The sequence below is a fragment of the Microbulbifer maximicatervae (SeqCode) genome, from assembly GCF_052467505.1.
Window position 1 is genome coordinate 3,284,620 of sequence record NZ_CP174313.1, and the last position, 23,680, is coordinate 3,308,299.

A 23,680-nucleotide genomic window follows, 5' to 3' on the forward strand; every position below is an offset into this window, starting at 1 on the left:
GTAGCGAGGAATAAACCCATGGGACAAGGCGTCCTGGAAATAAATGACTGCGGATTACGTGTATTTTCAAATACTAACGAAGTACTGGAAAGTCCTGGAATTGCAGTTATTGAACACAATAAAATTCATATTGGTACCTCAGCTCAAATGCGTGCCAGGAGCCACCCGACTCAGGTTAACAACCAGTTTTGGAGAAGACTGAGCCTCGAGTCGCTAAAGTCAGAAAATCAACGTTGCCGCCACCATGCCGACTTGGTCTACTGCCACCTTCAGGAAATAGCGGAACACTGTGACCTTCCCGATGAAATTGTTCTCGCTGTTCCCGGCAATTTTACCCACGAACAACTGGCCTTACTTCTGGGAGTTATTAAAGTCAGCGATATCAATATCGTAGGCATTGTTGATGCAGCAACCGCGTGCCTGGGTAATTTGGCTCCTGCTGGAATCCAACTGCATATCGACCTACAACTCCACCAGACACTGGTAACAAAGATTGCTGTGGATAAGCAAGCCACGGTGAAAACAGTAGAAACTGTTGCCGACGCAGGACTACACAACTTCCAGGAATCCTGGGCTCGCGTATTTACCGATGCATTTATTATGCAGTGCCGATTTGATCCGCTACATTCAGCTGAATCAGAACAGCAACTCTATGATTTGATGCCCCAGTGGACTGATCGAGCGATGCGTCACGGAGAAGTTCTAGCTGAACTTGATGATCGAACAGCAAAGATCAGCCTGCGGCAGCTTCAAGATGCAACAACCCCTCTCCTTTCTCGTATACGAGCAATGATTGAAAACCTGGAGGAAAGTCAAAGTGTGAGTTTTATCTCCCATCGCTGGGCTGATATCCCAGGGGGAATTCAATTGGCCCAACGTGTACATCTTCTCTCAAGAGACTCCATTGCACATGCCATCAATCATCACTGGAAAGAATTGCGCAGTGATAGCAGTACATTGAAACTGATCAACTCTGTCACTGCCCTCCCCCCTAGCGAGGTCAAGGTGCATGTAGAGAAATCCTCAGAAACCGTAGCGACACATTTACTTTTTGGCCACAAGGCACTGGCCGCCCAGGAACCTCTATTCGTTTTCTGGCATGACGAGAAATTTCAAGTCACCCCAACACCACCGGAGCACCCTGCCGCAACAGTCACAAATCATGCCGGCAGACTTGCTTTGCGGGTGGATGCTGGAATTCAGCTCACACTCAATGGAAAAGAGATTGAGTCACCCGTTAATCTCAACGCCGGCGATACAATTGGAGTTGCAGATTATCAAGATGTGATAACTGCGATTAGCGTGGAGCGATATGGGGCGTAAAAAGCGTCGTTTTTCCACATTTAGCCTGTCCTTCCTCGATATCATGTCCTGTGGTTTTGGGGCAGTAGCGTTAATTTTTCTTATTATCAAACACGGCTCCGATCACCAAGTTGAAGTAGAGACTGAAGATCTCACTGCAGAGGTGAACCTTCTGGAAGAGGAGGTGGAATTTGGACAGGAACACTTAGTTCAAGCCAGAAATACTCTGGATGTCGTTAGTGATGAACTGGTTGAGGCTCAAGGGCTTGCCAGGCGCATTTTGGAGCAAATAGAGGAAACCAAAGGCAATATCGCTGAAATCGACAGTATCGATGAAGAAGAGGATATCAAGAGGCTACAAGATAAACTCAAAAAACTGGAGCAGGCGAAAAAGAACCTTGAGGAAGAAAATAAAAAGCTGGGAAATAACGTTCGTAAATTTGTCGGTGATGGGGACCGTCAATACCTCACCGGCCTGCGCCTAGGCGGTAATCGCATCCTGATACTATTGGATTCATCTGCGTCCATGCTCGGCGACGAGCTTATTAAAATAATACGCGCCCGTAACATGTCTTCACCGGTCAAACGCAAAACTGAAAAATGGCGCAGGGCCGTCAGCACAGTCTCCTGGCTTACTGCTCAGTTTCCCAGGGATAGCCAATACCAGATCTATACTTTTAATACCTCTTTTCGTGCCGCAATAGCCGGTACAGAAGATCGCTGGCTCAATGTAGATGACCGCGACCAGTTGGACCAGGCTATCAAAGGGCTAGATGAAGTAGTGCCAGAAAATGGTACCAGTCTAGAGAGAGTATTTAACGCTATTAACGCTATGACGCCACTGCCCGACAACATTATTCTCATTACCGATGGGTTACCGACCCAAGGGATGAGTGCGCCCAGAAAACCCACTATTTCGGGTAGAGACAGGCGCAGTCTATTCAAGCGCGCGGTAAAAGTGCTCCCCAAGAATATCCCCATCAATGTCATTCTTGCCCCTATGGAGGGGGACCCATTTGCGGCTAGTGAATTTTGGAAGCTGGCGATGCAAAGCAAAGGCTCTTTCCTTGCACCTTCGAGGGACTGGCCATGATAGGAGCACAAAAAAAGCGTCGCCAGGAGGAGTTCAGCATTTCCTTCCTGGATGTTATCTGCTGCGGATTTGGCGCAATTGTTTTGCTGCTGATGATCGCCAAGACTGCAGAACCGATTGTATTAGAGGAAGCTGAAGTAGACCTTGAAGGGCAGGTATTGGAACTACAGCAACAGCTGGCAGAAATCCGTGGTGAGACCACAGTTATCAACCGGGATCTAAATTCAAAGCGAGAACAAATCGATATCGAGCGCAAGAGAATTGCCAACCTGCGCGGTGAGTTGGAAGCACTTCAAGCGGAATTTGCCAGTAAAACCGAAGGGCAAAGTGAGGATGGCAAACTCAAAGGTGAGCTGACCATTGCACTACAATCCATCACTGATGAAATGCGTCGCCTACTGGGCGAGAACTACCAGCGTAAAAACAATGTTATTGGCGGAATCCCTGTCGACAGCGAATACATTCTCTTCATTATCGACACATCCGGCAGTATGTTTAATTACGGCTGGGACCGAATGATGGCGGAGATGGTCAATACTCTAGACCTTTATCCCAATGTTAAAGGTATCCAGGTCATGAATGATATGGGGGACTATATGTTCTTCAATTATCGAAACAAGTGGATACCAGATACCCCTGGGCGCCGCCAAGCGATACTAAAGCGGTTGAAGTCCTGGAATCCTTTTAGTAACTCCAGCCCTGTTGAAGGTATCCAGAAAGCCGTCCGCAGCTTTTATGATCCCAGTAAGAAAATCAGTATTTATGTGCTTGGCGATGAATTCACCGGAAAATCAATCCGCAGGGTTATGTTAGCTGTCGAACGGGTAAATGCTAAGCACGGTGAGGGAAAACGAAATATCAGAATCCATGCAGTAGGATTCCCTGTACAGTTCTCTCGCCCTCCACACCTACAAACCACAGGACTGCGCTTTGCGGCCCTTATGCGCGAACTCACCTATCGAAACGGCGGCACTTTCGTGGGGTTGAATGACTTTCGCTAGTTAAATGATTCAAGGAGGAACATATGAGGTATAGGTCGACTTCCTTTGGACACCTAAAGGTACTTATTCTTGTAAGTTTCTTCCTGGGTGCTTGCAGTCATACAGTACAGGTGGATGGCAATTACCCAGCCCCAATAGGCGATCAATTGCCAATAACAGTAGGCTTCTACCTCAGTGAAGACTTTAAAAGTTTCACTTATAAAGAAGACAGTGAAGATCGTGAAGAATGGAATATAAGCACAGGCAGAGCACAAAAAAATCTGTTTGAAACAGTACTGGGTTCCATGTTTACCGATACCGTATCTCTATCCAGTTATCCACAGGAAGTCCCCGCCAATGTCGAACTGGTGATAGTTCCAGAAGTGCGAGAGCTGCAGTTCACAATGCCCAGAGAGACAAGGGTCAATATTTTTGAGGTATGGATTAAATACAACATGACCGCATTTGACCCCAGTGGCGGACAGGTTGCCAACTGGGTAATAACCGCTTACGGAAAAACCCCTACCGCATTTTTACAGTCCCAGGAACAGGCATTAACTCAGGCGATAAATATCGCCCTGCGCGATGCCGGAGCAAATCTTTATACCGGGTTTGGGAAAGTCCCTGAACTACAGGCCTTTCTCTCTGGGAAGCGCCGATCGCTATCACTGAGAGAAATCAAGGTGAAAGCCAAAAAGGCTGAATAAGAGGAGTAAATCGTGTTCAAGCCACTTCTAGTTGCAGCGATAGTCTTTATTAGCGGTTGTACCACTGTCGTAATTGATGAGTATCGACGCTCCGATGGTGAGCTTGCCGAAGGAGATTCCGTCGTCATCTTGGGCCGCCGTCATTCCAGTGAATATGAAACAGAGCCTGATTTAATTGCCTGTGTTGGTAGAGAACTACACAACCCTGAGTTAGGTGTAAACATTATTCCAGAGCAAGACTTTGTCGATCTTATGTACCCCTGGTTTGAACCCAGGACAGCACCTATGCATGTTCGCTCCCTAGATCGCCTGATGGAAAATGAAAGTGTGCGTGAGCGAATGGAAACCTATGGAGTGAAGTACATCGTCTGGATTGATGGTTCAACAGAGACCACAGCCAGTGCCGGCTCTATCAGCTGTACCATCAGTACCGGCGGTGCAGGGTGCTTTGGCTTTGGGACCTGGGATAAGGAATCTGACTACGAAGCGGCAGTATGGGATTTCAGGGACCGCGAATTATCTGGGAAACTTAGTGCAGATGCCAAAGGAACCTCCTATATGCCCGCGATCGTGGTTCCAATACCACTAATCGCCAGGGTCCAGAATAATGCCTGTAAAGGAATGGCGCTGCAGCTCCAACAATTCTTGATGCCAGCAGTAACACCCAGTTCATAAAAATTAAGACGCTACGGGAGGCCAGGGGTAATGAAATTTATCGAGCGTGTTTTTGCCAGCGCTATCCTAATACTCAGTGCAGGCTGTGCATTTAACCCTGCCACCAATAAGCCTGACCTTGTTCTAATGTCAGAGGACAAGGAGATCTCCATTGGTAAAGAGATGCATGAGAAGCTAATAGAGAGCACTCCGATCTATAAAGACCCAGTCCTAACCGCTTATGTTAATCATGTCGGGCAAAAAGTAGCCGCCGCCAGCGACAGACCGGATATCAAGTACCAATTTACGATCATCGACAGCCAGGATATCAACGCATTTGCCCTTCCCGGTGGGTATATCTACATCAACCGAGGCCTTCTAACTTACCTGCACTCTGAAGCTGAAATGGCGGCTGTACTAGCTCACGAGATTGGCCATATCACCGCCCGCCATGCGGTAAGGCAAAAAACAGCTGCGACCGGAGCCAGCGTTGTATCAGTATTGTCAGTTTTGGTTACCGGTAGTGGTGTAGTCGGAGATGTTGCAAATTTATATAGCACCGCTGCAGTGAAGGGTTACGGCCGCGAGATGGAACTGGAAGCGGATCGCTTCGGAGCCCAATATATGTTCAACGCTGGTTATGACCCCCAGGCCATGATCAATGTTATTGGGCTATTAAAGGATCAGGAGACATTTGCCCGACGCCGTGCCCGTATTGAGGGCAAGAAACCGCAAACTTACCACGGGGTTTTTGCATCTCACCCTAGAAATGACCTTCGCCTACAGGAAGTTGTAAACGCTGCAGGCCAGCTTCCCGAAGATAACAAAGAAACCAAAGTAGAATACTATCGGGAAAAAACAGATGGCCTTGTGTACGGACAGAACACACAGCAGTCCACTAAAAATCGCTACAATCACAAGCGGCTGGGTTTCTCCCTTCTATTTCCCGATGGCTGGTTGGTAGAAAATCAACGTTCAGCCATTGTCGGCTCTGCACCTGATAAAAGTGCACAAATTACCATTACAGTTACCCAACGCGATGGCAACCAGCCCGCTGACATGGCTCTGCGCTCAGAGTTCGATCTACGACAACTGGAGAAAGGGGAGAAACTCAATCAATATCGACTTGAAGGCCATACCGGAAAAATTCCACCGCTTGAAAAAGAGGATGCAGATCCAGACAGAATTGCGGTAATTTTTTATGGTAGCAGACAATTTGTACTGCAGGGGAAAGTCACAAATGATGAAGACTCAGATCCAGAAGCTATTGATAAATATGACAATTTATTCCTGACCAGCATTAGAAGCTTCAGGCCGCTACGACAAACTGACATTGTAGAAGAGAAGGACATCAAACGCTTGCGCTACGTCCAGGCCAATGAAAAAACTACTTTTGCCTCCCTGGCAAAACATATGGAAATCGGCGAATATGCAGAGGAGCAATTACGCCTCTTAAATGGTTATTATCCCCGAGGAGAACCCAAGCCCGGAGAATGGATAAAGATCGTTCAATAATTTTATAAGAAGCAGCCCCTAATCCTTTTTCTATCACCCCCCAAAATTTTGGAGGGTTAGTGTCTATCTGAAAATAAAAGATAATAATAAGGAGTAAGTGATGAATGGCATGATGATGCAATCCCAGCTCATCCTCACCGGTATTATGAAGCATGCTCTAAGCAACTCACCGGATAGTGAGATTGTTTCAGTTACTTTGGATAACCCCGATTTTCGTTATAGCTATCAACAAGCTTTTGAGCGAGTCTCGCAATTGGCAAATGCACTACAAAAGCTTGGAGCCAATGATGGAGATCGAATTGGTACTCTTGCCTGGAACGATCACCGGCATTTTGAACTCTACTACGCAACTTCTTGCAGCGGGCTCGTTTGCCATACCATTAACCCCCGGCTTTTCCCTGAGCAAATATCTTACATTATTGAGCATGCCACAGATCGATGGCTGTTTATTGATCCACTATTTATGCCCCTAATCGAATCTCTGGCAGAATATCTAGATTCGATTGAAGGCATCATTGTGCTAACTGATAAAGCACATATGCCCGCCACAAGCCTGAGCAATGTTTACTGCTATGAAACATTGATTGCAGCAGAGCCCACTGAGTTTCAATGGCCTGAATTAGAGGAAGAGAGTGCAGCAGCACTCTGTTATACATCAGGCACAACAGGCAATCCCAAAGGGGTACTTTATTCCCATCGCTCTCTGATGCTGCATACCTACGGCGTATTGATGCCAGATGTCTTTGCGATTAGAAGGGACGAAGCCATATTGCCTGTTGTTCCCATGTTTCACGTCAACGCCTGGTCAATACCCTATGCGGCACCGGCTGTTGGAGCAAAACTCGTGTTACCTGGCCCCCAAATGGGGTGTGGAGAAACGCTCAGTCAATTAATTCAAAAGGAAGCCGTTACTATCGCTGCCGGCGTTCCAACCGTTTGGCTCGCCCTGCTCAAGTACCTGCGGGAAAGTGAAGAGACCCTACCCAGCTTGAATCGAGTAGTCGTGGGTGGATCGGCTTGCCCCTGGAGTATTATGGAGGAATTCGAGCAAAAGCATGGGGTATACACCCATCACGCCTGGGGCATGACTGAAATGAGCCCACTGGGAACCTACAATGCCCGCATACCTGAGAACCTCTCTAAAGACGAAGCACAGGCCCTCAGGCTCAAGCAGGGCCGAGCGGGCTTTGGGGTCGAGATGCGTATTGTAGACCCCGAGGGAAATACCTTGGCACAAGACGGGCTGGCTTTTGGAGCCCTTCAAGTGCGTGGTCCCTGGGTCTGTGAGCGCTACTACCAATCCAAAGAGTCAGCACTTACCGAAGACGGCTGGTTTGATACTGGTGACGTTGCCACGATCGATGCTGACGGCTACCTGACAATCACTGATCGCACTAAGGATGTTATCAAGTCCGGCGGCGAGTGGATTTCCTCTATTGAGCTGGAGAATTTTGCTATGACACAGGCGGGAGTAGCCGAAGCCGCTGTTATTGGGGTTGCCCATGAAAAGTGGGCTGAGCGGCCTCTCCTGATCATTGTTCCCGCTGAAGGCAAAACACTAAAAACTGAGGAGATTCTGACATCCTTTAAAGGGCATTTTGCCAACTGGTGGATTCCCGATGACTGTGTCATTGCCAAGGAAATCCCCCATACGGCTACAGGCAAAGTCAGCAAAAAAGACCTTCGGGAAATCTATGCCGACTATCTATGGTCTCACGAAGCCACTGTGTGAAGGGGATTAAGACGCTTTTGGCAGGCATCATCGCGGCATAGCAAAGCGTTGCACTGTAATAACGCAATTTTACCTGCCTCAAGTCTTGATTAAATTTTGACGGCGCTGAAATAGCGCCGTTTTAGAATGCTTAACTTCCTGTTAATACCTAAACCAGCGGTTCCTCTGTAGGCGACAATCTTTGCTTGCTGACTATTAACCCTTATCGATTCATGGTTTCCGGGCTGACTGGATATCGGTTTATCTTCTATTGACTTACCTAGGCGCACTAGCCAACCAGAATTGTCTAGAATTATCTTGAGTAGAAGTATCTGACTGTGGATATCCTGGAATATCTCAGTCCATGTGAGAGGGAATAGGGAATTTACACTTCCTTGCGTTGGATGGCACTGGCTTACAATCTAGCCATTATCATACTCCTCACAGCAACGGCATTTACTCATTAACGAGGAAGTCACAATGAAGAAATTATTCAGTTTGGTAATCGCTGCAATAATTACCATTTCTGCAAATACCCTAGCTTGGGCAGATAATGACCATGCCGCACAACTTGCGGAGCGCTTAGAGGCAACTAAAGCCAAGCTTAACCTCTCTGATGAGCAGGTAGAAAAAGTAAAGCCAATCCTGGAATCAGCCAATGAACAACGCCGCCAAGTGCTTGCAAAATACGGCGTTAACATAGAAAGTCCCTCTGGCGCTATCCAAAAGATGAGCTTTCGTGAGAAGCGCCAGTTAGGCAAAGAAATGGCCGCTATCAGAAAATCTACGCTCAGTGAAATGTCCACCGTACTGACGGATCAACAATTAGCAGAGTTCAAAAATCTTCAAGAAGAAAATCGAGCAGCCTTCAAAGCCAACCTTCAAGAGAGAAGAAATTAGAGTCTCCAGGGTTCATAATGCCTATCAGATAGACGAAGCCGCGCTGAATAGCTCTGCGAAAGCCTCGTCCCGGCGGGGCTCTCGTATTCAGTTATATCCCTGTCACATTTCTCTGCTAGAAAGTGCCCCACAATTCATCACGGGCCTTTATCAGATGTTAAAAAACATTCTATCAGTAGTGTTGATTGGCTTTTCTATAGCCGCAACACTAACCTGCGCGGATAACTTTGATCAGAGAAATAAACAAACTATTGTGGTAGCTCATAGAGGTGCCTCAGCCTACCTACCTGAACACACCCTCGAATCCAAAGCGCTGGCTTACGGTATGCGTCCAGACTATATCGAGCAAGATTTGGTACTCAGCAAAGATGATCACTTGATCGTAATGCACGATATTTATCTAGATAGTGTAACTAATGTCGCCAACGTTTTTCCCCAGCGCGCTCGCGATGATGGTCACTTTTACACTATCGATTTTACCCTAACCGAACTTAAACAGCTTCAGGTATCAGAGCCCTTCATAGATAGTGAGGATGGACTTCAAGCAAAATACCCCGAGAGATTTCCAATATGGAAATCTAGCTTTAAGCTATCCACCTTTGAGGAAGAACTGGAATTAATTCAGGGGCTTAACCGATCTCTGGGCTACGATATTGGCATTTACCCGGAGATTAAAAAACCCTACTTCCATCACTGGGAAGGAAAAGATATTGCCTCTATAGCTTTGCAATCACTCAAGAAATACGGCTATACCGATCGCGATCACAAAGTTTTCTTCCAGTGCTTTGATGCAGAAGAGCTTCAGCGAGTTAAATTTGAGCTGATGCCCTCCATGGGGATGGATCTATCATTAGTTCAATTGATCGCCGCCACCGACTGGGGGGAAAAATTGGTCGAAGTGAATGGAGAAATTGAAAAGTACAATTATGACTGGATGCTGCAACAGGGGGGCTTGCGCAAAATCGCCACCTACGCAGATGGGATTGGCCCCTGGTATCCTATGTTAATGGAAGTGACAAATGGCCAACCAAGAGCTAACAGTGTTGTCCGCCGGGCACACCGCAGACAACTAGAGGTTCACCCCTACACTTTCCGCGCCGATACAGGCAAGATTCCCGAAGAATTTGAAAGCTTCGAGGACTTCCTGCATTTCGCTGTATATCAGCTGCGCATTGACGGTCTCTTTACCGACCACCCCGACAGAGCCGTTAACTATCTTTCCCGGGGACATAGGGATCGTTAAAAAATGAAATCAGAAAAAAGGCCGCATAGTGCGGCCTTTTTTTACTTAATCAAACTTGGAGAAGTCCGCTGGTCTCTTCTCCATGAAGGCCATAGCAGCCTCTTTAAACTCATCAGAGGCGAGGCGTTCCTTAAAGTAACGGCCTTCGTCTTGAATAAACTCTAACCCTTTCTCTTGAGTTGCTCTGCGCAAAAGCTGCTTAGTTAAACGCAGGGCGGCCGGAGCTTTCCTCGCTAACTCAGCTGCGGCTTCACGTGCTCGAACTATGGCGTGTTCTGGCGCCACTGCGGCATTACAGATACCAATCTCAACGGCTTCCTGAGCACTAAAACGCTTGCTCAACAGTAATAGTTCAGAAGCTTTGGCATGGCCGGCGATCCTGGGCAATAAGTAGCTGGAGCCATACTCTGGACACAGCCCCAGGTCCACAAACGGCATCTGGAACATGGCGTCGTCTCCAGCAAAAGACAGGTCGCAATGCAACAGCATGGTCGTACCAATACCTACTGCGGGGCCATTAACGGCTGCAACTACCGGCTTGGGGAAGTGGTAGAGAGCACTCATAAACTGGAAAACCGGAGACTCCTCCCCTTCGGCAGAGCCGCCCAGGAAATCTGTCAGGTCGTTACCACTGGTGAATATACCCTCAGCACCGGTAATAATCGCGACGCGAACATCCGGGTTTGTAGCTGCGCTATTCAATAACCCTGCCATCGCGGTATACATGGCCATAGTCAGGGCATTTTTGCGCCCGGGTCGATTAATCGTAATCTCGAGGATGCGGTCCTTAAGCTGAGCCTGAATTTCAGCGCATTCGCTTTGCATATTGTTCTCCGGGGTAAGAAGTAGATTGGGCTACTCTCAGTAGCCTAATTATGGAACCCCAACGGAAGCCACTTTTAATCCGCTGTAGGCCATCTATTTAGGAGATTCATATTAACCGCTACTCCCAGAGGTTCGAGTTCCTAATCAACCACTTTCGTTGACGGGATTAACCCGGTCACCAGTGACCGGGCCCTCTAGATAACCATCAACAGTAATCAAACTTTATTGGCTGAATCCCGGCGCAGAGGTTGGCACATGCAATGAACGCCACCGCCCCCCGGAGTAATCATTGAAATATCCGGGTCGATAACTTCCAGGCCATGTGCGCGACACTTCTCCGCCAGTCCGGTATTGGCCTTAGGTAGCATCACTCGATCGTTCCCCAGGGCAACGACATTCACTCCAAGTTCCAATACTTGCGGGAAGGGAATATCGATAATCTCTATATTTCGGCTTTTAAACCACTGCACCAGCTCCGGCTCAACAGCATCAACACAAATTGCTGCCAGCTTTTCCGCAAGCATGGCTACCATCACATCAATATGCAGGAAGAACGGATCGAACTGGTAGCCTTTAACTTCCCAGCCCTCTTTTTCCACCCAACTTTTCATCTGCTCAAATCCCTGCGGGCTGGTGCGTTCGCCGGAGTAGCCACACAGAATGACGCCGGGCTCTAACACCATAAAATCACCGCCCTCCAGAGAGCCTGCGGTGATAATGTCGTAAATAGGGATATTCAGCTCTGCATATTTCTTCACTATGGGCGCCCACTCACCACGGCGCCAAGGGCTGAACATCTGAGTCACGATAGGCCCCCAAGGGGTCATTACCGAGGAATCGCGACCGTAAATTTGGTAGGGCAATGTGTTATCCGCTGGAATAAGGTGCGTATTCACTCCTGCGTGGCGGTAAGCATCGAGCATCTCTCCATGCTGTGTCATCGCCACCTTGTGATCAAACTTCATACCGAGGCGCTCGGCACGTCGCGCACTCGCATTACCAGTGCGCCAGCTGAAGTTATCCACAGGCCCAATTAGAACATCTCTCAGTACACCGTATTCTGAATCCATCCCCCACTCACTCAGGGGTGCCGTACCGCCGTTATCCTGACGGTGCTTCAAAGTAAAATTACTCATTCGCCTAAATTCCAACTTGTTATCAACTATGCCAAAACAAAGACAGTGCAACGCCGAGAGTTGACAGAAGCACTTGTTTTACTGCTACTTAAGCCTGCTCCGCACTGTTTAGCATTGCGTGAAGCAACACATTACAACCCGCCTCAAGATGATCCGGCTCCGCCGATTCTGCTTCATTGTGCGACAGCCCTCCTTCACAGGGCACAAAGATCATAGAGACAGGGGCGACTCGGGAAACATATACGGAATCGTGCCCAGCACCTGAAACCATCTTGCGATTGCTATATCCCAAGGTCTGCACAGCACTGCTAACCGAATCAATGCAATGCTTATCAAAGGCGACGGGAGGTGAGTACCACTCTTCACGAATATCGACTCTGGTACCTGTCTCTTCCTGTACTCTTTCAGCCGCCTTATACAAGGCTTTATGCAGATGGTTTAACCCTTCAGGTAACGGGTGACGGAGGTCCAGTGCCAGCACAACCTCTTCAGGAACTGTATTTCGGCTGCCCGGCGCCGCCCTTAAATCCCCACAGGTCATACGCGCATCTTCTGAATACTCCCGGACTTCACGATACATGCGCTCGCACAGAATGGACATTGCCTGGACCGGATCACGGCGGTCCTCCATCGGAGTTGGACCCGCATGGCAAGGCGTTCCGTAAAAAGTTACGTCATACCAGCGAATACCCTGTACACCAGTGACAACACCAATTACCTGATCCTGTTTTTCGAGGATCGGGCCCTGCTCGATATGCGCTTCAAATGAAGCTTTAATAGCCCTCGGCTGAGCTGGCTCAGTACCGAGATAGCCGATCCGCTCCAACTCTTCACCGATGGTGATGCCCGATTTATCCGCGCGGCTGTGCCCATACTCCAAGCTAAATTCGCCAGCCCAAACCCCGGAGCCCACCATTGCAGGAGAGAAGCGCGCACCCTCTTCATTAGTCCATACAACCACCTCTAATGGGGCCTTGGTCCTGATACCTTGATCCTCTAGAGTGCGCAGAACTTCCAGGCCGGCAAGTACGCCATATACACCGTCAAATTTGCCACCCGTGGGCTGGGTATCCAAATGAGAACCAGTCACTACCGCAGGCAAGCTGTTATCTGCTCCCGGTCGTCGGGCAAAAATGTTGCCCATCTGGTCCACTCTGACCTCACAGCCTATATCTCGGCACCAGCGCACGAAAAGGTCGCGCCCTTCACGGTCTTCATCTGTCAGGGCTTGTCGATTGCACCCGCCCGCTGGGGTCGCGCCTATCTCAGCAATTTCCATCAGGCTATCCCAAAGGCGAGAGCCATTGACACGTAGGTTTTGCGCTGGGTTTTCCATTCAAAGAGCTCCGGGCTTTATAATGGGTCCAATATAAATCACTTTGCCGTAATTTTTGTTTTGATCCACACCGGCTAAAGAGAGCATTATTTTGTAACTGGTCAAAACACACTCAGGAAGCAGCTGACTATGACAATAACTTATAGCTCTTACCTAAAAGTAGACGAGCTTTTGCAGTGCCAAAAACCCCTTTCCGATGGTCCCGAGCACGACGAACTACTTTTCATTACTATTCATCAAAGCTACGAGCTCTGGTTCAAGCAAATGTTGCATGAACTGGATTTCCTGGTGCGACTATTCAACGCAGGTGAACGCAATCGCGCATTGCATACACTTAAACGTGTCGACACGATTTATCGTACTTTGATTCAACAGGTCGATATCCTGGAAACCCTAACCCCACTGGAGTTTATGTCTTTCCGCGATCGACTATCCACGGCTAGTGGTTTTCAGTCGTACCAGTTTCGCGAGTTGGAATTTCTTTACGGAGCCAAGGACCCGAAAAAACTGGAAAACTATACCCCTGGCTCAGAGCACTACCAGCGCTTGATGAAGCGCCTTGAGGCGCCGACCCTTTGGGATGCTTTCCTAAACTTTTTGGTTCACGAAGGGCATAAGGTACCCGCTAATGAGCTTGAAAGGGATTTTAGCCAAGTTGCGGAACCTTCTTCAGCCGTCCAGAAAATACTGATCGATATCTATCGCAATGATCCACTGGTAAGTGAAATCTGTGAGGCTTTGGTGGACATCGATACTTCGTTACAACAGTGGCGTTACAGACATGTAAAAATGGTCGAGCGAACAATTGGCAGGAAAATGGGGACTGGTGGATCGAGCGGAGTAGGTTATTTACAGGGAACCCTGTTTAGACCGGTTTTCCCCGACCTCTGGGCAATTCGTTCAGAATTCTGATATCGGATTTCATTTGAGGGGGTACTTAAGTACCACCCCAATTTGTGACCAGTTCAAAACCATAATTCACAAATGAAAAAAGCCAGCAATATGCTGGCTTTTTAAGCGCGGGTAACTCACCGGGAACTTAGTCCTCGTAAGGTACCAGGGAGACCTGAATACCCAGGCTCACTTCCTTCGCGGCATCCGCAATCTGTACGTAAGTATCCGCACTAGACTTGTTGTGTGCACGCACAATCACCATTGCCTGCGGGTTCTCCGCATACATCTGGGCGATACGGGCCCGTACAGCACGGCTGTCAATACGGCTGCCATCCGCCATGGTGATTTCATCATTTGCGCTAACCATCAACAGAATATTCTGCTTGGTAGGATCTGGCTCAGCATTGCTGGTCTCATTCGGATCAGGCACATTCACATCCAGCGCCTTCTCTTTAACAAATGAAGCAGTCACGATAAAGAAGATCAACATGATAAACACAACGTCCAACATGGGCGTCAGGTCGATATCTGCCTTTTCTTCTTCTACGGCCTTTCCGCGTCGTCTACTCATAAAACACCGTGCAATTTTCAAATATCAGGGGTGCCGGATTGACCGGTCTAATCTGGTGGGCAAGATTGCCGCGATTTCGCAAGCATTGCAAGTGCGAGCGATAACAGAGATAAATAAACTTTAAAAATCAATAAGTTACAGAATCGAGCCGACAGAAAAGATCAAATTTTAAGCAAAAATTCCGACTAACGTCCTGCTAGATAGCTGTGATAGTCAGGCACCTCATGCTCGAAGGATTGGTCCATCAATGGTGACTGTACCACCATATCTGCACTGCTCTGGTTGCAAGCCACTGGGATATTCCACGCTGCAGCAATACGCAGTAGTGCCTTGACGTCTGGGTCATGGGGCATGGGCTCAAAGGGGTCCCAGAAGAATATCAGTAAGTCCACCTGCCCCTCGCTAATCCTCGCTCCGAGCTGTTGATCACCTCCCAGAGGGCCACTTAAGAGCTTTTCGACACTTAAACCCGTCGCATCTTCAATTTTTCCACCAGTAGTCCCCGTAGCCAATAACTGGTGTCGTTTGAGCAGATTGTGATGTCTGAGACACCACTGAATCATGGCATCTTTACGGTTGTCATGGGCTACCAGAGCCACTCGCTTTGTCGCCGGCAGTGCTTTAGCAATAAATTCCATTTGAACCTCAATATCAAGAGTCTCTTCTATAGTATCTCAAATAAGCACCGACAGATTTGATTTTCCCGTAGGTTTAGTCCCTGTTATCGCAACCCAACTCCTTTATAGAGACTTCCAAAATTACTACAAAACGATTCATTAGATTCGAAGAAGTAATGTGGATTAATTCAAAGACCTCTTTATTCATTGTTATCTAGAGTAAGATCCCCCTGAACACAGCCCCCCTCGCTATAATGCAACAGCAAGAAACCGGACCTTTATAAGGAGTAAGTATGAGCGTAGGAGCCTGGGAGCCACAGGTAAGTGGCCCACAAAATGAAACCAGTGAAGAATTCAACCGGGAGCAGTTGCTCAGACTTATCGAAATTGCAGAGTCAGATAAACCTTTTACAGAATCAGTAGGAGCGTTTGAAAAAGTACCCTCTACACTTATTCGCCTTCCCTTCCAACACTGGATCGAAGAGAGCGAACATTGGAACAGTGCCCAGCTATGGCAACTGATCCGCTTCTTTACCTTGGCAGAAATGAATCTGCCAGGCTGGGACGCCGGCGCTGAGTCTGCAGTAATTCCCCTCGCCAAAGTACTCAAGCAACGCTCGACGCCATTAACAAAAGAACAACTGTTATGGATTCGCCAGAATTCCAACAATCGTTATTTGCCCTACGGGCCACTATAAAGCTACGCGATTGACTCCATATCACCCCAGTGACAGAGATATTCTGTTACTGGGTCAGTCCTGTCCCCCTCTCCCATTGCAAAACTCATAAGGTTGCCTTCGGTAAGAGCAGCCACTCCAAAGCAGAAGCATTGCCCATAAAAATATCATTAAGATTGTTGATCAACGCACGGATAATCAGGACTGCATTCAAATAGCTTCTGGTATTACTTGCCTCTGAACAACTGCCCTCTACTCCTTTTATGGCTAGCAGGGATGTCACGTGATAGCAAAACAAATGACTGGAGACCAAGCGCTCGCTTTCTCGGTAATTAAAAAGACCTCAACTGAAGAGCACAAACTAATACAGTTCCGTCCCATTAAATACATGGTTATAACTAGATTTATCACTGGTTTGCTTTCCGCTATGTAAAAGTAAACCTCGCAGCAATAATGTCAAATCCCGGCAGCCAAGACCCCAAATACCCCAACCGGTTGGAACTTATATACTGGGCAGTAGATCCCGTACATGAGTGTAAGTTCGCTCCCAGTTTTTAATTCCTTACTAAATGCCAGGGTACGGCAGTAGGATTCAAACTGTCTCTGACATCTTGACACTTGCAACTTTCCGCAATTTGAATATCACACTTCAATACGCAAGGTTACACAACCAGCTATGGAGGTTGCCCGCTAATTGGCGCAGGCAAAAGCTCGCAGTTAAGTTTTGTTAATCCGGCTCTCTGTTAATTGATGAACAGAAACTATCTGCCACCATCAAAATCCAACTATAAAAGCCAAAACAACTAAACCAACAAGTTCATAAAGCTTACAAAATTACTCAACTATTTAACGCCACCGATACTGACCTGATACAAGGAATATTGAAGTTAAAGAATCACCAGTAATGAGTGCTTTCAAGTTCCCAAAAAGATCAAAAACACAGTTCAAACGGCCCCCAATTGAAAAATATGTAAAAAAAAGCCATTTTTTTTACATTAAATAGAAAAAAACCATCTAAAGGACTTGCAATTAGGTATACAAATAAGCTGCAATTAGCGCCGCTAGCTTGGGGGGACTCACTATCAATTGTTTTCTGCCGAAAACATGCATCTTGGACGGTGCCTAATTCCGTTAAAGATGGCTGAGAATAATTGATAGGAATGCCCCCACTTACTAAAACAATTCATTTTGCAGGGATATTTAAATGGCTACTAAAAAAGCTGCTCAAGTCGCTACCAGCGACGTCGCAAAAATGGAAGCGGAGCTACGCTCCCTTACCGCTAAACTGGAAACTGCCCGCCTTAAGCAGGAAAAAGACCTGACTGTCAAAGCCGAGAAATTGGCAAACAGTGCCAAGAAAGCTGCTGCTAAAGCAAAAACTACTCAAGATAAAGTAGCGACTGTTAGAGCTAAGAAAAAGACTGCTGCTCAACAGCAACAGCTGAAAAAAGCACGTGAAGCCGCCGCTGCAGCTAAAACTGCTGCAACTGAAGCCAAAACTGCCGCAACTGAAGCCAAAGATGCACTGGCTGAAATCAAAGCCGCCAACAAGCTGGCTTCTCAGGTAGCTAAGATCGTCGCTAAAGAAGAAGCTGCTGTAGCTAAGAAACTGGCTGCTGCTGAAAAGAAAAAAGCCGCTGCCGAAGCAAAGAAAACTGCTGCTGCCGCTAAAAAAGCCGCTGCTGCTGACAAGAAGAAAGCCACCGCAGCTAAGAAAAAGCCCGGCCGCCCAGCTAAAACTGAAGAAGCCAAGAAGAAGCCTGGTCGTCCCGCTAAGGCCGAAGAAGCTAAGAAAAAGCCTGGCCGTCCCAAAAAAGACGCCACTGAAGCCAAAAAGAAGCCCGGTCGCCCAGCAAAAACTGAAGCCGCTAAGAAAAAGCCCGGCCGCCCCAAAAAAGCAGAGACCGCAACCGCCGCAGCAACTGATGCTGCTCCTGTAAAACGCGGTCGTGGCCGCCCACCTAAGGCAGAATCCGCACAAAAGAAGCCCGGTCGCCCAGCAAAAGCGGAAGCCGCTAAGAAAAAGCCAGGGCGCCCCAAAAAAGCAGAAGCCACAGCCGCAGCAGCAACTGAAGCTGCTCCTGTAAAGCGCGGTCGCGGTCGTCCGCCCAAGGCTAAGTAAGCCAGCGCTTAAGTAAAACTGATTTATTCAGTTAGTTTAAACCCTGGCCTCGCCAGGGTTTAAACAGAACTTACTGCATCCGCAAGCCCTTCACCTGATGGTCCTCCCCCAACTCAATAACACAATCTGCCCAACCCGGCATATCCTCTAGTAAGCTCCGCGTCACTCTTTCGTAGTGTTGTACAAACTGAACAATTTGTTGATCTGTCATCCCCATTCCGGAGCGAATCCTGAGTTTATGTTCCTGTAACTTACGCCACTCAACGATACATTCCATACTCGGCGCTTTGAGCATCACCCATACATCGATAAGCGAAAAAAGATCTCGATAAGAACCTTCCAACTGTTGATTAATATAATTTCGCCATTCGCCAGTACTATCTTCCCTGCACTCCAGTTCATTGAGCGGTCCTTCATGCCCTTCTGAAGGCTTGGCCCCTAGGCACCATCCTTCGAAGATAACAACATCAACTTGCCCCTTGAATACGGGCCACAAGTGCTCAGGGATCCGATCATCACGTCCTTTATCAAACCTAGGTAATGCTATAGCGGAATCAGTATTGGCTGCACACAGGGCCTTGAGCATGCTAATTCCCAAGCCGATATCATGGGTTCCCGGCACACCACGAGTTTCGAGTAAAGGGTGTACCTGTGTAGCCAGCTTGCGGCGCTGTTCCAGCGTTAAATAGATATCATCCAGAGACAAAACACAGCAGCGATAGCCCATCGCCTGGTAAATACATTGCCACACGTCCGCCAGGGTCGACTTGCCGGTACCCTGCCCCCCGCTAACCCCAATTAATAATGGATTGCTGCGCTTATGGCGAGTCAGTACCCAAACTCCGAGGGGAAGAAAAAGTTGTTCGAGTACCTGGAGGAAATCGCATGGTAATTGGTGCTCACGCAACAACTCCTTAAAAGGCCCCGATAAACTCTCCTTAAGCTGTCCACTACGCTCTAAAACTTCATTCGGCCATTTAGCCTTATTCATAAATTCCCTGCTATAAAAACGGGGGCCTAAGCCCCCGAATTTTGTGATCACTAAGTATGATTACAGTACTTATATAGCCGTCACTAACTCGTTACCGACTCAATAACCCCCTCTGGATTACCCCTCTTCTTGGAGCGGCCCGGTAGTACTAACATAATGGGTGTAACCAATAACGTCAGCAAAGTGGAAAAGGTAAGCCCGTAAACAATTGCACTGGCTAGCTTCACCCAAAAAGAGGCTATCACTCCATCGACAACAATATTGCGTCCGACCATATCCACACTGACGCCTAGCGCCAGGGGCAACAACCCGAGGATAGTTGTTGCCGTTGTCAAAAAGACCGGTCTCAGCCTCTGTGTCGATGCCTTTACTGCTGCTTCCGTTGGTGTCAGGCTCGGCTCATTCTTACGCACGAAATTATAGGTATCTATCAGTACAATATTATTGTTCACCACGATTCCAGCCAGCGCCACAATCCCCACTCCAGTCATAATCACACTGAAGGTGCTTTGTGTTATTAGCAGACCAAACATCACCCCCAAAGTGGACATAATCACAGATGAAAGTACTAATAAAGACTGATAGAAGCTGTTGAACTGTGTTACTAACAGGATAAACATTAAAAACAGAGCCAGGAGGAAGGCTATGCCGAGGAATTGAAAAGACTCATTCTGCTCCTCATCCGCCCCACGGAATAGCAGCTCAACCCGGTTATCCACCGGATTACTCTGCAACCACTTCCTTATTTCCTTCACTTTGTCATCCGGCAGAATCCCCTCTTGCGCATCAGCCTTGATTTGCATGCGAGTAATTCCGTCGATTCGCTCAATCTTATCGACCTTGGGCATGGCTTCTGTGTGCACAAAACTGCTAATCGGAACGGTACCTTGCACGGTATTAACTTTTAGCTGATCGAGCGCGGCTATGCCTCTGGCACTTCTGGGGTACCTGATACGTATATCTACTTCTTCATCCGTATCATCGGGTCGATATTCTGCAACCCGGACGCCATTGGTAACCAACTGCACCGCCCTGCCAACTTCAGTTAGATCGGCACCATATAGGGCAGCCTTGGCTCGATCGACTTTCACTTCCCACTCGATGCCAGGTAGTGGCGCGGTGTTTACAATATCTCGCAACCCGCCAATTTCCTCCATTGCACGGTGTAGTCGCCAGGTTTCCAGCAGTAGCTGCTCATAGTTCTGACTGCGCAACTCCAGAACAATATCCTTGCCTACCGGCGGTCCTCCCTCCATTACATTTGCGGTTACTTTAATTCCGGCAAAATCTGAGGTGCGGGAACGGATATCGGCAAAAATGTCGCGGCTCCGTCGCTCGCGTTCCTCTGCGGGATAAAGCTCCACTAACATATTGGCGATTTGATCTGGGGAACGATCAGAATTTCCAGAAATTCCGCCAGAACCAATAGTAGTGTGAGCTATTCGGACCTCAGGCACACTAAGCACGGCTCTTTCCACTTGCACCACCAGGGCTTTTTTCTCCTCCATGGACAAATTGCCCTGGGCCCTAATTTCTACATTACCGTATTGCTCTTCTGTATCCGTGAAAAATTCAACACCCGCACCAAAATTGACAAAGCCAATAAAGATGGCAACCAGAATGGCAATAGTGGTTAAGAACCCACCCAATGGGCGCTGCAGAACCTTCTCAAGAATACGCGCATACCAGCCGGTAATTCCAGGCAGGGCTCGAGGTAACCCATCCTCTAACTGGCTCAGGTAGTTACGAGTAGAGGCATCCATTGCGCTTTTGCCAAACAGTGAACCCAACACAGGAGCAAAAAACAGGGCGTACAAGAGTGACCCCGCCAATACTGCAAATACTGTAACGGGCAGGTAACGCATGAAGTCTCCCACCACTCCAGGCCACAGCATAATCGGCAAAAATGCTGCAAGGGTAGTCGCCGTTGAGGCAACTACCGGCCAGAACATCCGACTGACTGATGCAATATATGACTCCCTTGCTGACAAGCCTTCAGCCATTTTCCGATCGGCAAACTCGGTAATCACAATGGAACCATCAATTAACATACCGAGGGCCAGCAACATTCCGAACATCACCATAAAGTTAAACGAATAACCCAGATACCAGGTGATGATGGAACCAAACAGCAAAGAGAAGGGCACTCCCAGTCCCACCAGAATTCCCGAGCGAAAGCCGAGCGCGGCAACGACAATAATCATTACCAGTAGCATCGCGGTCAGGATGTTTCCCTGCATCTCACTGACCATATCCCGTGCGAAATCAGATTGGTCAAAAACAAACTCAACCGTAATTCCCTGTGGCAAAACACCAAATTCAGCCTGAACCACTTCCCGGACTCGATCCGCAACATCGACAGAGCTGGCATCGTTGCGCTTTTCAACATTAATAGCGAGCCCCGGGCGACCATTGATACTGGTGTAGCTCACTGCATCTTTGAAGGTTCTGCGAATATCTGTAACAGCACCCAAGGTCACAACTCCATCGCGTGACTTCTTGAGCGGAATTTCATAAACATCCTGAGCGGTCTCAATCAACCCAGGGACTTTCACTGAAAAACGGCCCCGATTGGTTTCCAGCTCCCCTGCAGGAATTAACAGATTGTTCCCCAATACCGCGTTGATTAACTCCGCACTGGTGATTTGATAGTGCTCCAGTCGCACCGGATCAATCACTGCCTCAACAACCTCCTCCCTATTACCGTGGAGATCTGCACCTAGCACCTCAGGGATACTCTCTATCTTCCGCTTAAGCAATTCAGCCGAGCGCAGTAAAACCCGTTCATTCACTTGCTCGCCGGATAGGGTAACGACGATGGTAGGGAAAGGTTGAGCGGATACTTCCTCCACAGTGGGCTCGTCGGCATCCCGGGGCAGCTCAGCCCTGGCCCGCTCTACAGCATTGCGAATATCATCGACGGCATCATCTACACCAATGGCAGAGTCAAATTCAATCACGATATATGCAAGGGATTCCCGGGCGACAGCAATCACCTCGACAACCCCTTCTACCGCACGAATTTCCTTCTCCAGAGGGCGGACCAACAGGCGTACACCATCCTCTGGGGAAATTCCCTCGTGAGTGACCTGTACAATTACAAATGGAGGGTTCACCTCAGGGCTTGATTCAATTGTCATCGCTGCGCGAGCAACTATGCCAATTAAAACGATCAGCAGCATCAGGCATATTGTACTGCGATTTCTTTGAATAGCGCTTTCCAACAGCTTCATCGCGAATCCCCCTCGGGAATCACTGAAGTTTCGGATACCGGAGTCACCTCTGCGGAATCTACTGGGGAAGCTTCCTTCGCTTGGTTCTCCCGGGAAAACTCCTCCCCAGTTTTCAGTATTTCTGCACGAACCAAATCTCCCGTAGTGACATATTCTTGTCCCACAGTAATCAGAGTCACTGTGTCGGGCAGTCCAGAAACCCAGACCCCGCCATCACCATCCCCAACCAGTGAAACATTGATAAATTGCACTCGGTTTTTATCATTGAGAGTCCGCACCCCCAATTCACCGCTATCATCCAGCGTGAGTAGAGATGCATTAATATGGTGGGCCGTAATTTCACCGGTCGGGAGGACCAGCTGACCACTCAAGCCTCCGGGAAGTTGATTACCTGGATTATCTACTGCTACCTCCACTCGGTAAGCCCGAGTAATTTCCTGCGCCTGTTGACTGATATAACGAAGGTATCCGTCTACTAACAGTCCTCTTTGTAATTGGGCTCTCGCCGGCCCGCCCTCAACAAGGCTCCCCACTTGATCCTCTGAAACTTCGCCAACAATTAAGATGGGATCCAAGTCAAGAATGGTCGCGCATTCCTCTCCCCGGCGAATAAAATCTCCCAGCTCCACCGCTCGGCTATTCACTACTCCAGCAAATGGTGCACGAATTTGCAGTTTCTCTACCGTCACTTTGGCACGTGTGTACTCCGCCTTGGTTCGGGCAAGCTCAACTTGCTGCTGGGCCATTGCGGTATCCGACTGCAGTCCTTTTTTCTTAAGTTTCTCGGCACCGGCAAAGTCTATTTCTGCTTTGCGTTTTGCCGCTTCAGCTAATGCCAGTTGCTCAATACGATCTTCAGCCTCGATTTCGCAAATGACATCCCCTTGTCTAACTGTCTGCCCTTCCGCAACTGGGAGTGCAGCAATAATGCCATCCAGTTCAGCGCGCAAACGTACATGCCGGTTAGCCTCAGTGCGCCCATTCACTAGTATCTGAGTGGCGTATGGGCTGGACTCAATGATTTGGGCTTGAATTCGCAATTCAGGCTCTGGCTTCTTGGCAGTTACCTCTTTAGATTCTGACTGCTCATCCTCTGCATCGGAGAATAACTGCCCACTCAGCAGCCATAAAATAGCGATCACCGAAACAATAATTGCCATTCGGTAATTGCGC

General features: G+C 48.2%; 20 protein-coding genes. 12 read left to right on the top strand and 8 right to left on the bottom strand.

The annotated features are described in order from the left end of the window. Window positions 1-18 precede the first annotated feature (18 nt). The 9 genes from ACJJIN_RS14570 to glpQ all read left to right on the top strand — a co-directional run bounded on the left by ACJJIN_RS14570 (window position 19) and on the right by glpQ (window position 10,105). Window positions 19-1,323 carry a hypothetical protein gene (locus tag ACJJIN_RS14570; protein WP_444895210.1) on the top strand — a complete coding sequence of 435 codons (1,305 nt, stop codon included), beginning with the start codon at window positions 19-21 and terminating at the stop codon, window positions 1,321-1,323. Beyond that, complete coding sequence (locus ACJJIN_RS14575) at window positions 1,313-2,395, top strand: vWA domain-containing protein (protein WP_282934290.1); 1,083 nt, start codon at window positions 1,313-1,315, stop codon at window positions 2,393-2,395. Before ACJJIN_RS14570 ends, ACJJIN_RS14575 begins: the two co-directional genes overlap by 11 nt. Continuing rightward, window positions 2,392-3,396: a VWA domain-containing protein gene (locus ACJJIN_RS14580; protein WP_413664370.1), complete on the top strand. Its 1,005-nt coding sequence runs from the start codon at window positions 2,392-2,394 to the stop codon at window positions 3,394-3,396. The genes ACJJIN_RS14575 and ACJJIN_RS14580 overlap by 4 nt, the downstream gene beginning before the upstream one ends. Before the next feature lie 23 nt (window positions 3,397-3,419). Then, window positions 3,420-4,082, top strand: coding sequence for a hypothetical protein (locus ACJJIN_RS14585; RefSeq protein ID WP_282934292.1), 663 nt, complete (start codon window positions 3,420-3,422; stop codon window positions 4,080-4,082). Between the two features lie 12 nt (window positions 4,083-4,094). After that, complete coding sequence (locus ACJJIN_RS14590) at window positions 4,095-4,757, top strand: hypothetical protein (protein ID WP_444892778.1); 663 nt, start codon at window positions 4,095-4,097, stop codon at window positions 4,755-4,757. Window positions 4,758-4,787: 30 nt separating this feature from the next. Beyond that, a complete protein-coding gene (locus ACJJIN_RS14595; RefSeq protein WP_413664368.1) occupies window positions 4,788-6,251 on the top strand; it encodes a M48 family metalloprotease in 1,464 nt (487 codons plus the stop codon). Between the two features lie 100 nt (window positions 6,252-6,351). After that, window positions 6,352-7,983 carry a long-chain fatty acid--CoA ligase gene (locus tag ACJJIN_RS14600; protein ID WP_444895211.1) on the top strand — a complete coding sequence of 544 codons (1,632 nt, stop codon included), beginning with the start codon at window positions 6,352-6,354 and terminating at the stop codon, window positions 7,981-7,983. Window positions 7,984-8,442: 459 nt separating this feature from the next. Beyond that, a complete protein-coding gene (locus ACJJIN_RS14605) occupies window positions 8,443-8,862 on the top strand; it encodes a hypothetical protein (RefSeq protein WP_444895212.1) in 420 nt (139 codons plus the stop codon). A 154-nt stretch (window positions 8,863-9,016) separates the two neighbouring features. Beyond that, on the top strand, window positions 9,017-10,105 hold the full coding sequence (glpQ, locus tag ACJJIN_RS14610; RefSeq protein ID WP_444895213.1) for a glycerophosphodiester phosphodiesterase: 1,089 nt from the start codon (window positions 9,017-9,019) through the stop codon (window positions 10,103-10,105). Window positions 10,106-10,150: 45 nt separating this feature from the next. On the opposite strand, the gene ACJJIN_RS14615 is transcribed toward glpQ, so the two are convergent. From ACJJIN_RS14615 to ACJJIN_RS14625, 3 genes are all read right to left on the bottom strand, one after another. Beyond that, a complete protein-coding gene (locus tag ACJJIN_RS14615) occupies window positions 10,151-10,930 on the bottom strand; it encodes an enoyl-CoA hydratase (RefSeq protein ID WP_444895214.1) in 780 nt (259 codons plus the stop codon). Window positions 10,931-11,145: 215 nt separating this feature from the next. Beyond that, complete coding sequence (locus ACJJIN_RS14620) at window positions 11,146-12,066, bottom strand: dimethylarginine dimethylaminohydrolase family protein (protein WP_413664363.1); 921 nt, start codon at window positions 12,064-12,066, stop codon at window positions 11,146-11,148. An 88-nt stretch (window positions 12,067-12,154) separates the two neighbouring features. Further along, entirely contained in the window at window positions 12,155-13,402 is a 1,248-nt protein-coding gene (locus tag ACJJIN_RS14625; protein ID WP_444895215.1) for a Zn-dependent hydrolase, read from the bottom strand. 129 nt (window positions 13,403-13,531) lie between these two features. On the opposite strand from ACJJIN_RS14625, the gene ACJJIN_RS14630 reads away from it, so the two are divergent. Then, on the top strand, window positions 13,532-14,314 hold the full coding sequence (locus ACJJIN_RS14630; protein ID WP_413664361.1) for a tryptophan 2,3-dioxygenase: 783 nt from the start codon (window positions 13,532-13,534) through the stop codon (window positions 14,312-14,314). 127 nt (window positions 14,315-14,441) lie between these two features. On the opposite strand, the gene ACJJIN_RS14635 is transcribed toward ACJJIN_RS14630, so the two are convergent. Both ACJJIN_RS14635 and ACJJIN_RS14640 read right to left on the bottom strand, forming a co-directional pair. After that, window positions 14,442-14,867, bottom strand: coding sequence for an ExbD/TolR family protein (locus ACJJIN_RS14635; protein WP_413664360.1), 426 nt, complete (start codon window positions 14,865-14,867; stop codon window positions 14,442-14,444). Between the two features lie 185 nt (window positions 14,868-15,052). Continuing rightward, a complete protein-coding gene (locus tag ACJJIN_RS14640) occupies window positions 15,053-15,505 on the bottom strand; it encodes a methylglyoxal synthase (RefSeq protein WP_413664359.1) in 453 nt (150 codons plus the stop codon). Window positions 15,506-15,777: 272 nt separating this feature from the next. Between ACJJIN_RS14640 and ACJJIN_RS14645 the strand changes: the two genes are divergently transcribed. Both ACJJIN_RS14645 and ACJJIN_RS14650 read left to right on the top strand, forming a co-directional pair. Beyond that, a complete protein-coding gene (locus ACJJIN_RS14645) occupies window positions 15,778-16,182 on the top strand; it encodes a hypothetical protein (RefSeq protein ID WP_282934304.1) in 405 nt (134 codons plus the stop codon). Window positions 16,183-17,365: 1,183 nt separating this feature from the next. Continuing rightward, window positions 17,366-18,283, top strand: a complete 918-nt coding sequence (locus ACJJIN_RS14650) for a hypothetical protein (protein WP_444895216.1) — start codon at window positions 17,366-17,368, stop codon at window positions 18,281-18,283. Window positions 18,284-18,353: 70 nt separating this feature from the next. On the opposite strand, the gene ACJJIN_RS14655 is transcribed toward ACJJIN_RS14650, so the two are convergent. The 3 genes from ACJJIN_RS14655 to ACJJIN_RS14665 form a co-directional block, all read right to left on the bottom strand. Then, window positions 18,354-19,274 (bottom strand): phosphoribulokinase, encoded by a 921-nt coding sequence (locus ACJJIN_RS14655; RefSeq protein WP_444895217.1) that lies wholly within the window; start codon window positions 19,272-19,274, stop codon window positions 18,354-18,356. A gap of 83 nt (window positions 19,275-19,357) precedes the next feature. Continuing rightward, window positions 19,358-22,507, bottom strand: coding sequence for an efflux RND transporter permease subunit (locus tag ACJJIN_RS14660; RefSeq protein ID WP_444895218.1), 3,150 nt, complete (start codon window positions 22,505-22,507; stop codon window positions 19,358-19,360). Beyond that, window positions 22,504-23,667 carry an efflux RND transporter periplasmic adaptor subunit gene (locus ACJJIN_RS14665; protein WP_413664354.1) on the bottom strand — a complete coding sequence of 388 codons (1,164 nt, stop codon included), beginning with the start codon at window positions 23,665-23,667 and terminating at the stop codon, window positions 22,504-22,506. The genes ACJJIN_RS14660 and ACJJIN_RS14665 overlap by 4 nt, the downstream gene beginning before the upstream one ends. Between the last annotated feature and the right edge of the window lie 13 nt (window positions 23,668-23,680).